The organism is Acinetobacter sp. KH_038 (assembly GCF_057839405.1).
Window position 1 is genome coordinate 2,316,296 of the sequence record NZ_CM174489.1, and the last position, 12,938, is coordinate 2,329,233.

The following is a 12,938-nucleotide window of genomic DNA, read 5'->3' on the forward strand; positions in this document are numbered from 1 at the left end:
TAGTCCAGAAAAAAGGAGCCTAAATAGCTCCTGTCTCTGGATTAAAATCAAGCTGTACGCTTCGTTTGATGAAAGCAACGATTGATATTTTTCACTCCAGACTTACGACCAATAAAAAGCGATTCCAGCACACGTTTTATAAACTGGATCTTCTTCACGATCTGTCCTAACTCAAACTCGAATGTATTCCGATTAAGGAGGCGTTTAAATTCTTGATCAGGATCCAAATAATGTGCTGTAATAATTAAAGTATTCGGACAGCTATTCAAGTTAATTAAAATTGTATAAAGATGATTATAGTAAAAAGCTCTATTGTTCTTAGCTGTTAAGTAAGTGAGGCGATGGATCAGTTCTTCCAAGTGAGAAGCAACTTTTAGTAAATGATCTTTATACTCAACATTGAACAACTGTGCTGGTTCCTTGCCATTAATCTCTCTTCGAAACTCATCAATCAAGTATTCAATCCCATTACATAGCTGGATTGATCTTTCCATATCATCACAGTCTAAAGGCTTAAAGGCCGGAACTGTTGGTCGTTGCATGCTTATATGCTCCAGTTATTAATTCTTGGGATATCTTGGTTTGTTTTATCAGTGAGAGCTTTCCAAAGCTCAATAAATGCTTCTCCTACTTCATAGTGAGGAGTACCGTTACGCATCCATTCAGCCACACTACTAGGACCGGAGATTGGTAATAAATACGCAATCTTCTCATTGGTCATTTCATGATGTTTTTTTAGCTCATCAATCATCTTTTTATAATTAGGTGCGCCGTACTTAACTTCTGCTTTGAGAAACAGAAGATTTTTGGGCACTTCAAAATTATTAAGCTCAATATAAATTCCCATAGCCCCTCCAATAATTTTCAAGTTATTAAGAGGTGATCTAAGTCATCAAAAAATGGGTATATTTAGACAAAACGCGCGCGCGCGCGAGGGAGACCGCTCAACACTATATTTTTAGCCTTCTACTCCACCTAGTAATCAATGCCATCCTTCAATCTCCGTTTATCAATACGGCGTATCCAAGCAGGTCAAATCATACTTTTTAAAAGCATTCCTAAAACGCTCTAATTTTTCGTATTAGCGCCTTTAGATTCCTCATGTACCTTTGGTCATTTTTCTTATTAGAATTGCTCAGTGAGGAACTGGATGCAAAATCAAGCTATAGATTGATTCACTTTTAGATATTTTTCAAAAATTACTAACTTCCATCAAAATCCCAACTTCAAAGCATTCTAATGAGCACTTGAAACGTTGTGCTTTTCTTCTCACTTAAACTGACAGATTCTTTGGTAGGTTCATTGATAGGTTCTGCATCCCAAAAACGGGATCGTTCAAAATCCCAAAAACGGGATCGTTCAAAATCCCAATATTGGGAATATTACCGTTTTCGGAATGATACCAATATTGGGTAGATTTAAATTTTATAAACTTAAACCAATTCTAAAAACCTTCCTCTATCTTTAATTTTTTGGACCATATTTTTCTATTTCTATAATTCTCAATTGTAACAAAACCATCAAAAGTGAAATTACCTTCAAAAATGTCACTTTCAAAGTGAAAATGCTTATGCCATAAGGATTGTAGAGAAATTAGCCACCTATGATTGATGCGTGGAATATCGTAAAAGAGAAAGATTGTTTTTTAAGTTTTTTTGTAACAGGAATCCGGTATTTTTAATCGGTTTCAGTGACTGCTGTGGAATATCGTAATTAAGAGTTCCAGTACATCAGAAAAAGAATTCAATCCAGGTTCCAAATCATAGCAAAGTGAAAAGAAGTCACTTTCAAAGTGATAAAAAGTGTAATTTCAAAATTATGATTGAGCCCAGTGCAAAATAAGAAAAGAAGGAATCAAGCATAGCAATACTCCAGATCAGGAGGCCCTGCAGTACTTACCCTCCAACAGCTATCAACTTCTCAATTAAGCTAGGTCAACAACCATGTTTAAACAGAAATATATCATCACTGTAGAAAGTGAGTTACCACCTAGAATATGTCTTGGAGATTCAATCTACGGCGCTACAGTTATTGCATTAGAAAAAGAGCAATACCCTGATCTTGTAGATTTAGCCTGGCTTGCAAAAAGATTTCAAATGTCACGAGCATCCATCTCAGCTAAAATTAATTGCTTCAATGTTGGCGGTCCTAGAAAACAACTTTTTGATCCAAATGTAGTGATACCAATTTTAAAAACCAACCTAACCAATCGACGTGGTAGAAAGAGAATAAACTAACTATTTATTCTCTATTCCCAACATATATCAAACAACATGGGCGCTATATTTATTTAACTTTGAGAAGGTTTAAGAGCCAATCATATAAAAGAAATCATCTTCTGAAATTACGACAATATCTTGCCCTTTTTTGATTAAACCTAATGCTTTTTCTTCTTTTGAACTCATACTTTTACCATTTAATTTAGCTACATCCTGCTGGCCTTTAACTAAATAGTTTGTTTTCTTGGTAACTCCCTTTCCCACATCAAAACCAAGCTGAGAAGCAAGAATACTTGCATCCATCCGTGGCATTCTTAACTCTCCGGTAAAACATAATACGTCACCAAACCAATCCCCATCAGGATTACCACCGTCAATAATTATATTAGAAGGACTTCGACCTTCAGCCATTTTACCAGTAGAGATCAATGTGCTGATTTTTCTCCGCACCAGGGAATGACAATCTTCCAATTTCATCTGTTTAGCGTTTAAGGCAGCGACTAATACCTGGCCTGCTGCAATCGCATCTGCTACAGCATCATGGTGATTTTCGATCTGAATATCATTTAGCCTACATACATTAGCGAGGCCATAACCACTGTATGCTACTTTCTCCCAGGTTCTACGAACAATCCTTGTTATATCGAGCCACTGGTAATCTAATTGATCAAAATTTCGTGTCAGTGCTACCTGGTCAAATGTAGTGTAAGTTCCTACTACTGAACTCCCTATAAGCCGATCCAGTTGATCTTTGACTTCATGGATTAAAGGAGCGCCGTCAACATCGTCCTTAGTTATCCCATGAATTTGGATATTCATCCAATCAAAGTAAGTTTGAGGATTAATTAAGGATCCCCAGCTTTCAATTAGCTCGCCGTCTTTAAATACGGCGACCCCAATCTGGCAAATTGACTTTGGATCAGAGTTCGCCGTCTCTACATCAAGTGCTACAAAATCCATTCTTTTCCCCATTTTTTTAATTTTCCCATGCCTGTTCTGTATTTAGAATTTTGGCATGACGAGCTGCGCCTTTCTCAGACCATAAAACTATAGAGCTGAAATTTCGCTTGATTTGAACTGCTTTACTTTCAGCAACCATTTTCTTTAAGGTCATTATGGATAGAAATCCGATGTAAGAAATTAACAAACTATGCCAAAATATAGTTATTGGAGAAATATCCAATAAAAATTCTAACTGTCGTTATCTATAAATTACTTTTTTATTATTTTGGGGCTCTTATGTCGTACATCATCAAATTGATTTCAGAAAATTGCTACATCATCCCTGATGATGACGGTTGGCTTACTACTACAGAGTCACAACAAGAAGCTATTGATATAGGACTCTTTGATGATATGGAATCCGCAGATGAAACAGCACAAAGTTTTAGTGGCGGGATGACCAGAGGCATTGATTACATAATTCAGCCTGTTTCTAAAGACCCGTATCACGTTGTGGAAATTATTATTCCTGAAGAAATTGCCCCAAAACTAAAGGATATCAATAGATTTATTAAAAATGGTAAGGCACACATATTCCTTACTAATGTAACGACTGCAAATGATGCTATGGATGGCTTTACTCGCTACGGCGTTTCCACTGGAGCCAATGCTGTTCTTTATAAAACTGCTCATTATGAGGCTCGGAAAGATGCTATTTCACAGTACCTAAATGAACGATTTGGAACTCATTGGACATTAAACCTACTACCTGTTCAGGCTTGAATTTTGAAAAATTAGATTAAATTGGAAATAATATATGTCAATTTGTGCCACCTACCATCAACTCACTGCATCAGTAGAATCTCTTATTCAGGGTAAACCTAAAGCTATTGCTACCATAAACCTATATGAATATTTTCAAAAATTAGTTGAATGGGGTTATGTTGATTTTAAGCGAAATTTTTTGAATGATAGATTTTGTGGATTAATTTCGGATGTGCATTTTGATGATGATCTCAATGCAATCAAATTTGTATTTATTATTGCCGATGCCGAAGCTGAAAATCAGGTTGCACGTAACTTAGAAACCAATAAGACACGACCTTTAAAAAGAAATAAAAATGAGGGAGCAGATAAAAGAGTAAATGTAGCGATAAAAGTTGATTCATCTAATCCTGCTATAGCTAAGGTTGCCTTAGAATATGAGCGAGGCATCACAATAAAAAAACTTATTGATACTTTAAATTATTTCTTTAGCCATGCAAGAAAACATGGAGGTTTTGAAAGTTACTTTATTGGTGATGATCCAGTTGAACGTTATCAAAAAGCACCTAAGGCAGGCCAACCGAAGCCTTTAGCCTATAAGCCAAAATTAGAAATTAAGGCAGAAGTGGACCCAAGTATTATTAAGGCTTTCGAAGATGGAAAAATTCAGCACGTAGATTTTTATAAACAAGCCCAAAATAGTACAAACTTTGACGCTACTGGACATTTTAGTCAGGATAAAATTAAAGTTTCAATGAAAGTAGATACTCAAATCATTAATGATACTTCGATATCATTCTTGGATAAAGCTGCTGATGTTATTGGTACTTTTGCCTTATTTAGAAAGGGTCAGCCAGATATGCAAGGCTCAGTTTTTACAATTAATTTTAAAGATGAAAATGGGAGCCCACGTACTGCAGAATATGATGCAGATGATGAAGTTTTCCGTTTAGTTAAGAAAGAATATTTCCCAGAAGAACTACGACAACCTATGTCGGAAGAGGATGATAATGGTGAGAGTCCTGCTCGTGCCAACATTGCCCTATGTGATAGAATGTTAGCTAAAATGTGATCCTAGTTATAAAAAATTGGGGGTAGTTATGCTTGAATTGATTTTTAAGCCTTTAAACTATCTTAGTATAAGATGGGATAACGGACTAATTAATAAGACACGTTTTGATTTTATTGTTCCTTCATTAGTTGCAATTATATTAAGTGCAATTATGACCTTTGTATGGTTTGAAATTGGTACTAAGAATTCAAATATTTTTATCAATGATCTGACATATTATTTAATTTGCTTTTTACAAACAATGCCAGGCTTCTATATCGCTGCCTTAGCTGCGATATCGACGATTAATAGTACTACTATGGATCAGCCAATGGCTGGCGATCCGCCTAAAGAAAAATATGTTGAATATAATCCATATAAAGTTTTTTGGATTGAAATGAATAGAAGAAGATTCTTAGCACGATTATTTTCTTATCTAACCTTCATCAGCATCGTACTATTTTGTTTTTTATTAATTATCCGTTTTTCATATAGCTTAGAAATTAAGGTTTCTTCACTATATGTGGTCTATATGGTTTACTTCTTTTCTTGTGTAGTTGTTATATTTTCGCTTGTACAGTTAATAATGATGACTTTTTTAAGTCTCTATTATCTTGGTGAAAGAGTCCATAAAAATTAGTTGTTTATACTGCAATATTTTTTTTAATCAACCCATCTTACGATGGGTTTTTTTTCCAATTCCAACTTATAATTCTGCTATCTATAACCTCAATACATAACTATGAAAAACTTAATTCTAATACCCCTAATTTTTTTATTCGCTTTCACCGGCTGCCAGAAGCAATCCCAAGTATCGGCTACTGCACATTAAGGTGCTTTTTCAAATTGAATTCCATGGATAAAATCTGATAAATCAAAAACATGAAACCAACCTAATGTACTAAAGAGTAATGCTACCCACGTAAGCATTAGCACGAATCCAGTATAAATAGGTACGCGACTGACAGAGTATTTTTTTTTAATTATTTTATTATAATCTATTTCTAAACATTTACTTTGTGGTCTTTCAATTTTAGTAATTACCTTTTCCCTAAATGCTTTCATTTGATCTTTATTTAAACTAAATAGTGGAATGAAACTATCATTTCCAATAACTTTTTTTAACTCATCTTCGATTTCACTAGTCTTAAGTTCCCACCATTCCTGCCAATATTTAGCACCTGCCGCAACTTTCATTTGATGACCAGAAATAAAAATCCCAGAAAAGCAAATAATAAACTCAACGATAGGTTTAGGAGCTTGATTACTAAAAACTGCTGCTAATAACACACCTTGAAATAACATAAAAAAGTTATTTCTATTAATTAATTGTGTTATCTCAAAATTTCTCGTCTCTATAGCTAATTTATATACAGCTTTAAGTTCTGAAATTTTCGTTTCATTTAAATTCATTTCATCATTTTTACACATATAAATATACTGCATAGATAAAAGCCTGCATTTTTGCTAGCAGGCTTTTAATTTTCGAAAATATACACTATGATCAAATAAGTTTTCATAGAACTTACATTCTTCTCAAACACCTGTTTGAGATACTTTAATGCTTGATTTAGCGGTTAACTTATCCCTAGTAAAATACTAATAACTACAAATAAAGTAAAAATTTTTATTTAAATTTAAGGATTATTGGTTTGCCAAGTATCTGTTGTTTGCACACAATGCTGACAACGCATATCTTGCTCAATGTAAGCCCCTAATAAACTTTCTTCATCAATAAATCCATCACCAATACATGAAGATGAACCATCTTCATGCTCTCCGAGCATTCCATCACAAAGGACTTTATAAATTAAAGGTTTAATTGAATTTTCATAATGAAAATTCTGATGAGTACTCATCTTAGAAAAGTTATTTACATCTGCCAATAAAAAATGCGCCACACCAATACTTGCATCTGACTTAATATTGTTTTCTTCTGCAAGTGCAATAATTAACTCTTCTTCATTATTCAAAATATTTTGTAAAACACTGATTTGGTCTGTACTTAACATTATTAACTCCTAAAATTTATTCTTCTGAAATATGGGCATCACATAAAGTGCATTCTTCTCCATAAGAAGAATCATAACTTCCATTGACACTTACAATAGGAGAATTTTCAGAATCTGCATGGTTATTAATACAATCATCACAAACGTTTGCTTGTGGATATTGGTCGCTAGCACGATCAGCAGACATATCTCCCCATAATGTACATAATTTCATAGTGTCACCCTCTTTATTTTTGAAAATATAAGGTACTAATATTTCAACATTAAGTAAAATTAATTTTTTGAAATATATAAAAAAAGCGCAATTAAGCGCTTTCTTCCACAATCCTTAAAACTTTTGGTTTTCTTGGAATATTCATTCCAACCAAATTTTCAAGAAAACTAACATTCACATCTAAAGACTGAGCAATATCTTCAGCAAAAATTTTCTTTTTTGCGAGCATGGCAAAGCAAGCTTGAAGAAGTTCAGGCTTCTCCTTCGGAATTAAGTAATCTTCTTTTTCAGTTATACCCTCACCTGTTTTTTTCAGGTAAATCACACCACTGGTATATTGCTCTTGAGTTAATAAACCCAATTGCTTAGCACGATACAAAATCGCTGCCTTACTTACCTTCCATGTTTGTTTAAACTCACTCAGCTTCGACCAGTTGAAACGACCATTTTTGTACCAAGTTGGAAAATGCGTCCGCATCATTACCTGAGGAATTAGCAAAGCAGAAGCAAAATGATTTGCCTGTGACTCTGTGAGTCGATCACCCGTAACGATGCCATCATGAAGTACAAGATGGCCAAGTTCATGCCCCAGATCAAAACGCTGACGGCATATGCTTTCCTTTGATTCATTCCGCACAAAGATTGGACGTTTTGTAGCTAAAGACAAAGCATCTACTTCTTTCGATATAGAAGGAAATGTAGTCACAATGATGCCATGCGTTTCGCAAAGCCTCACCATATTACTAATTGGCCCTAAGCCTAAGCCCCACTTTTCACGACATTGTTCAGCTATAGACTCAATCGCAGGATCCTGAGCAATCGGTTCATCTTCGGAAGTGTGAATATCATACTTTGGCAACCTTAGCTTTGAGTCCAAATATTCAGTCAGACGCTTTATATATTCACCTCTCGCGATAACAATCTGCTTAAAAGAAACTTTGGCAGTACGATTACTTCTAAAATGAATTTGGTCTTCCTGTAACACAGGCTTTTGTTGCATAAAAAAAGACTGTGACACATTAAAATAATGCGCTACCTTATCAATAAATTGATCATTAGGTAGAGTTTGCCCAGTTTCAACTTTATGAATATATTGGCGTGTGTAATCACAGTCCAGCTTGCTCCCTAAATCTTCTAAAGATAATTCATTAAATTGTCTAAGAAGCTTTAGTTCCAAGCCATTAAATTCAGTTGTCATGGCTATTCATCTTACAATTAAGTGTTTACAGCTTCGGAATCATCGTCATCTTCTTTGTCATTGTCCATTTCAGGATCTTCAACCAAAGGTGAACCTAATTCAACAGATGTTGGAGTTTCTGGCTCAACTAAATGAATATGATTGATATCGGTAATATCACTAGAATTCCAATATGCAACAACTTCATTTGCTAAGTTATAACCAGCAAATACAACGAATGGCTCATCATCTAATGTTTTTGGTTCATTTAAGATAAATCGCCAAAAATGAGGCTGATGGTCATCTAAAGGAAATAAGCTAAGACTTTGCAATTGTTGCATTAGGAATTTTTTCTTTTTTGGCTTTTCAAAATCATCTTTTAAAAAACGTATAGAAGCATTACCTATTTGAAAGATAAGTTTATATGAGCCATTAATCAAATGAACATCTACGGGACATTGCTTATTAACGATCATGTCTAAAAAGCAATTATATGTCCTGTCAAAGATACTTGTTCCACGTCCATAGTTTGAATCGTATTTTTCACTCAGCAGATAATTTATCTCGCGATAAATATCTAACATATACTTGGCGAAGAAGCTTATAACCTCATCGGTTAATTGTGGTTCAAAACAAGAAGGATGACGCCATTCCATAAAAAATATCCGCAATAAATAGTGAAATGTTGGGTTAAAATCAATTTATTGCTAATTTCAACTTCTGTCAACCAACTTTTATTGCTAATTTCATTATTTGTCAACCAAACTTAATATTTAGACTCAAACATACTCAATAAACCCATATCGACTATGTAACGCAGCCAATCCATACTTTACATCCACTCTAGCATCTAACTGACTGTGTTTATCCGTCACCATCTCAGACCATGAATTGGTATATTAAGTAATGATCAATGATTTCACTCAACAATATGCCCATCTTTGATAACCCCTCCTCTTAAACCTATTGAACTAAACAAGCCCGATCTTAAAACACCTTTAAGTAAATATGCTTTAAACCAATTTGAGTCTTAAACAGGGAGTCGAAGTGAGAAAAAAGTGCATTGGTAAATAAGGATACAAATAGGGATACAATTAAAAAATATGAAAGCTAAAACATAACAGTCATAAGTATTTTAGCTTAAAGTTCTATTCGCGCAGGGCGCACAGAGTTTAATATGTGATTTATTTAACAAAACATCTAATGAAAGATTCAATTCCTACTTATTTTTTTCATTATGCTTTATATCAACTAAGTTCATGATAATTATATTTAAATAAATATTAGCTCAAAGTTTCACCATAAATTACTAGGTTCTTTACTCTATTTAGCTGCTTTTTTATGCTTTATTTTTCTTCTAGAGCATTTACTCTTATTTTAATTGTGGTATTTTTGACACATGGAGTAACAAATGATTGCGGTCTAGTAACCGAGATCTCCAAAATTAAATAAATCAAACAACAACGCTAGATATAAATTTGTACCTCAAGGAAAGACGTAAATGAAATTAAAAACATTAACTACTGCAATGATTCTTGCGACTGTACCAATGACCGGTGCTTTTGCAGCAGCTTTAGATCGCTCAGGCCAATCTATTGCAGCCTTTCTCCAACCAGGTAATTACTTTGAAGCAGGTATTTCTGTTCTTGATCCTTCTGTTTCTGGTCGAGAAGCAGGCGAGGCTCCTGCTCGCCGTAATATCAACGATATGGCGGGTGACTACTATTTTCCAAGTGCAGCATTAAAACTTCAGCCGACTAGCAAATTCTCATTTGGTATTTTATATGACCAGCCATTTGGGGCTGACGCAGAATATACAGGCAATAACTCATTCGTTTCTCAACCTACTGATACAATTTTACCACCAGCTCTTCTAGATAACTTGGTCTTACAACAGGTTGAAACAACTTTAGATGCTCTGACAAGTCAAGAATTAGTAGGATTAGCTGCTCAAGGTTTAGTGGCGCAACAAGGTATTACTCCAGATAATCCAGCTTATAATGCAACAGTAACAGCTACAGCTGCCGGAATCGTTACTCAAGCGGGTGGAAATGTAGATGTAGCGGCTGCAGCAGTACGCCCTCAGGTACAAGCGGGTGCGATTGCTCAGGGCCAAGCTCAATTAGCAGATACCTTAGCAGACATTCCTTTAGGTGTTGGCAATACTAAAGTAGATGTTACTAGTCAAAATTTGACTTTCCTTTTCGGATACCAACCAACTGAAAACTGGAATATTTACGCAGGCCCAGTTTATCAAACAGTAAAAGGGAATTTGTCTCTTCGCGGGCAGTCTTATAGTATCTTTAATGGCTATGATGCGACAATGAAAGAAACTGGAGATCTTGGTTGGTTAGCAGGTCTGGCTTATCAAATCCCTGAAATTGCTTTAAAAGCATCTTTAACATATCGCTCTGAAATCGATCATGAAGCAGATACAACAGAACGACTTTCAGCTGCTGCAGGATTAGCATTAATTGGTGTTAATCCCGCAGATATTATTGGTACTTCAGGTAGAACAAAAATTACTACGCCACAATCTGTAAACTTGGATTTCCAAACAGGTGTTATGGCCAATACTGTAGCTTTTGCTAACGTACGTTGGGTAGAATGGTCAAAATTTTCTATTCGCCCATATCAGTTTGGCTTAGCATCTGAGGCGATAGGAGGATTACCTGCTGTTAATCGCCCAAATGGCTTTAACCTGGTTGAATACTCCGATGATCAAATTTCAGCTACTGTAGGTGTCGGTCGTAAATTTAATGATCTATGGGCTGGTAACGTATCAGTAGGTTGGGATTCTGGTGCAGGCAACCCTGTATCGACCCTTGGTCCAACTGAAGGTTACTGGAATGTAGGTCTAGGCCTTCAGTACAGTCCTACACCGGCGACTTTCATTGCGGGTGGTGTGAAATACTTCTGGTTAGGTGACGCAAAAGCACAAACTGCTGCACAAGTGGGTGAAGATAACCGTATTGTTGGCGACTTTAGCGATAACCATGCAATCGCATACGGCCTAAAAATGGGTTACCGTTTCTAAGATAGACTTAATAAAAAACCACCTTCGGGTGGTTTTTTATCGTTTTTACTCTATTTTTATACACTTGCATATCATTCGATTATTTTAGCACCAATTAAAATTAACAGAACTTCAATTCTTTTACATTATTTAAAGTTAATTTAATTTGATATTTTTCATATATTTATACCAATAAAATTAGTATAAAAACTCTAATCAAGCTCTTTCCTTAACCGCCTTAGTTCATTTCTTCGACAAAGCTGAGCATTTACTCTTTTTAAATTTATGTTACTTTTCCATCACATTTTTGTTACAGATGGCATCAGGGAACGTACCATGAAGCTCAATAAAATTTATTCTGCTATTTTACTTAGCGCCCTACCTCTCTCAGCAGTTCAAGCAGCTGGCTTGGACCGTTCTGGTCAATCGATTGCTGCCTTTTTACAGCCAGGAAATTATGCAGAAGCCGGTCTTTCTGTTTTAGATCCAACAGTGAAAGGTAAAGACCGATTAAAAAATAATGTGGATGATATGGGAGAAGACTACTACTTCCCTTCTGCAGCAATCAAAGTACAAGCAACTGATAAAATTTCACTGGGTTTGATTTATGACCAGCCATATGGGGCTGATGCAGCTTATGCTAGTAATTCACTTTTCTTTGGCTCGAATGGAGAAGGTACAAGCGTAGATGTAGAAACTCATAATATCACGGCTTTAATTGGCTATCAGCCTACAGAAAACTGGAATTTCTATGCTGGTCCAGTCTGGCAAACTGTTGAAGCTGATATCAAATTACGTGGTTTAGCTTACGGAGCTTTGTCTGGATATAATATTCAAGTTGACCAAGAAGAAGCATTTGGTTGGTTAGCAGGTTTTGCTTATCAAATCCCTGAAATCGCACTTAAAGCAGCAGTTACTTATCGTTCTGAAATTAAACATAAAGCAGATACTACAGAAACTTTTGGCTTTGGAACAGTTCCAGGAAGTATTGTCGCTGGCTTACCTTTAGGTACGACTTTTAAGACAGAAGCAGTAACTCCACAATCTGTGAATCTTGATCTGCAATCAGGTATTGCGGCAAATACTTTAGCCTTTGCAAATATCCGCTGGGTTCATTGGGATCAATTTGCAGTTACACCAGTTTATCTTAAAACAGCTTCAGGCAACAATTTAATTGACTACTCAGATGATCAGTGGTCTGCAACAGTCGGTTTAGGTCATAAATTTAATGCCAAATGGTCTGGTACAGCAGCGGTTGGATATGATTCTGGTGCAGGCAACCCGGTTACGACTCTTGGCCCAACTGAAGGTTACTGGAGTGTAGGCTTGGGTGGTCAGTACAGCCCTGCCGAAAATTATTTCATTCAAGCGGGTGTTAAATATTTCTGGCTAGGTGATGCACAAGCGCAAACTGCAGGCACTGTTGTAGGCGATTTTGAAGATAACTATGCTCTAGGTTATGGCATGAAAATCGGCTATCGCTTCTAATCAGTCGATTGCATAAAGAAGGGCGCTCTAAGCGCCCTTCTTTTATTCCAACTT

Annotated in this window: 15 protein-coding genes; 6 read left to right on the top strand and 9 right to left on the bottom strand. The window is 35.6% G+C overall.

Annotated elements, in window-relative coordinates; all coding sequences use genetic code 11:
• Positions 1-47 precede the first annotated feature (47 nt).
• Positions 48-542, bottom strand: coding sequence for a hypothetical protein (locus tag AC3IT7_RS10925; RefSeq protein WP_180075989.1), 495 nt, complete (start codon positions 540-542; stop codon positions 48-50).
• A gap of 2 nt (positions 543-544) precedes the next feature.
• On the bottom strand, positions 545-847 hold the full coding sequence (locus AC3IT7_RS10930) for a hypothetical protein (RefSeq protein WP_489248492.1): 303 nt from the start codon (positions 845-847) through the stop codon (positions 545-547).
• A 1,096-nt stretch (positions 848-1,943) separates the two neighbouring features.
• On the opposite strand from AC3IT7_RS10930, the gene AC3IT7_RS10935 reads away from it, so the two are divergent.
• Positions 1,944-2,237 carry a hypothetical protein gene (locus AC3IT7_RS10935; RefSeq protein WP_489248493.1) on the top strand — a complete coding sequence of 98 codons (294 nt, stop codon included), beginning with the start codon at positions 1,944-1,946 and terminating at the stop codon, positions 2,235-2,237.
• A 69-nt stretch (positions 2,238-2,306) separates the two neighbouring features.
• On the opposite strand, the gene AC3IT7_RS10940 is transcribed toward AC3IT7_RS10935, so the two are convergent.
• Both AC3IT7_RS10940 and AC3IT7_RS10945 read right to left on the bottom strand, forming a co-directional pair.
• Positions 2,307-3,179, bottom strand: a complete 873-nt coding sequence (locus AC3IT7_RS10940; protein ID WP_489248494.1) for an exonuclease domain-containing protein — start codon at positions 3,177-3,179, stop codon at positions 2,307-2,309.
• Positions 3,180-3,195: 16 nt separating this feature from the next.
• On the bottom strand, positions 3,196-3,333 hold the full coding sequence (locus AC3IT7_RS10945) for a hypothetical protein (RefSeq protein ID WP_157799940.1): 138 nt from the start codon (positions 3,331-3,333) through the stop codon (positions 3,196-3,198).
• Positions 3,334-3,458: 125 nt separating this feature from the next.
• Between AC3IT7_RS10945 and AC3IT7_RS10950 the strand changes: the two genes are divergently transcribed.
• The 3 genes from AC3IT7_RS10950 to AC3IT7_RS10960 are packed head-to-tail and all read left to right on the top strand — an operon-like array spanning position 3,459 to position 5,617.
• Complete coding sequence (locus tag AC3IT7_RS10950) at positions 3,459-3,944, top strand: hypothetical protein (protein WP_489248495.1); 486 nt, start codon at positions 3,459-3,461, stop codon at positions 3,942-3,944.
• Between the two features lie 34 nt (positions 3,945-3,978).
• Entirely contained in the window at positions 3,979-4,998 is a 1,020-nt protein-coding gene (locus tag AC3IT7_RS10955) for a hypothetical protein (RefSeq protein ID WP_489248496.1), read from the top strand.
• Positions 4,999-5,026: 28 nt separating this feature from the next.
• Positions 5,027-5,617 (top strand): hypothetical protein, encoded by a 591-nt coding sequence (locus AC3IT7_RS10960; RefSeq protein WP_151764675.1) that lies wholly within the window; start codon positions 5,027-5,029, stop codon positions 5,615-5,617.
• A 188-nt stretch (positions 5,618-5,805) separates the two neighbouring features.
• Here the strand turns inward: AC3IT7_RS10960 and AC3IT7_RS10965 are convergent, their stop codons facing one another.
• The 5 genes from AC3IT7_RS10965 to AC3IT7_RS10985 all read right to left on the bottom strand — a co-directional run bounded on the left by AC3IT7_RS10965 (position 5,806) and on the right by AC3IT7_RS10985 (position 9,036).
• Positions 5,806-6,423: a RipA family octameric membrane protein gene (locus tag AC3IT7_RS10965; protein ID WP_151764593.1), complete on the bottom strand. Its 618-nt coding sequence runs from the start codon at positions 6,421-6,423 to the stop codon at positions 5,806-5,808.
• Between the two features lie 191 nt (positions 6,424-6,614).
• Complete coding sequence (locus AC3IT7_RS10970) at positions 6,615-6,989, bottom strand: hypothetical protein (RefSeq protein WP_489248497.1); 375 nt, start codon at positions 6,987-6,989, stop codon at positions 6,615-6,617.
• Between the two features lie 16 nt (positions 6,990-7,005).
• Positions 7,006-7,314, bottom strand: coding sequence for a hypothetical protein (locus AC3IT7_RS10975; protein ID WP_228271898.1), 309 nt, complete (start codon positions 7,312-7,314; stop codon positions 7,006-7,008).
• The gene (locus AC3IT7_RS10980; protein ID WP_151764595.1) at positions 7,295-8,401 is read right to left on the bottom strand and encodes an XRE family transcriptional regulator; all 1,107 of its coding nucleotides are present in this window, start codon (positions 8,399-8,401) and stop codon (positions 7,295-7,297) included. Before AC3IT7_RS10980 ends, AC3IT7_RS10975 begins: the two co-directional genes overlap by 20 nt.
• 17 nt (positions 8,402-8,418) lie before the next feature.
• Entirely contained in the window at positions 8,419-9,036 is a 618-nt protein-coding gene (locus AC3IT7_RS10985) for a hypothetical protein (RefSeq protein ID WP_151764596.1), read from the bottom strand.
• Positions 9,037-9,881: 845 nt separating this feature from the next.
• Between AC3IT7_RS10985 and AC3IT7_RS10990 the strand changes: the two genes are divergently transcribed.
• On the top strand, positions 9,882-11,417 hold the full coding sequence (locus tag AC3IT7_RS10990) for an OmpP1/FadL family transporter (RefSeq protein ID WP_489248498.1): 1,536 nt from the start codon (positions 9,882-9,884) through the stop codon (positions 11,415-11,417).
• Between the two features lie 315 nt (positions 11,418-11,732).
• Positions 11,733-12,884 carry an OmpP1/FadL family transporter gene (locus tag AC3IT7_RS10995; protein ID WP_489248499.1) on the top strand — a complete coding sequence of 384 codons (1,152 nt, stop codon included), beginning with the start codon at positions 11,733-11,735 and terminating at the stop codon, positions 12,882-12,884.
• The last annotated feature ends 54 nt before the right edge of the window (positions 12,885-12,938 follow it).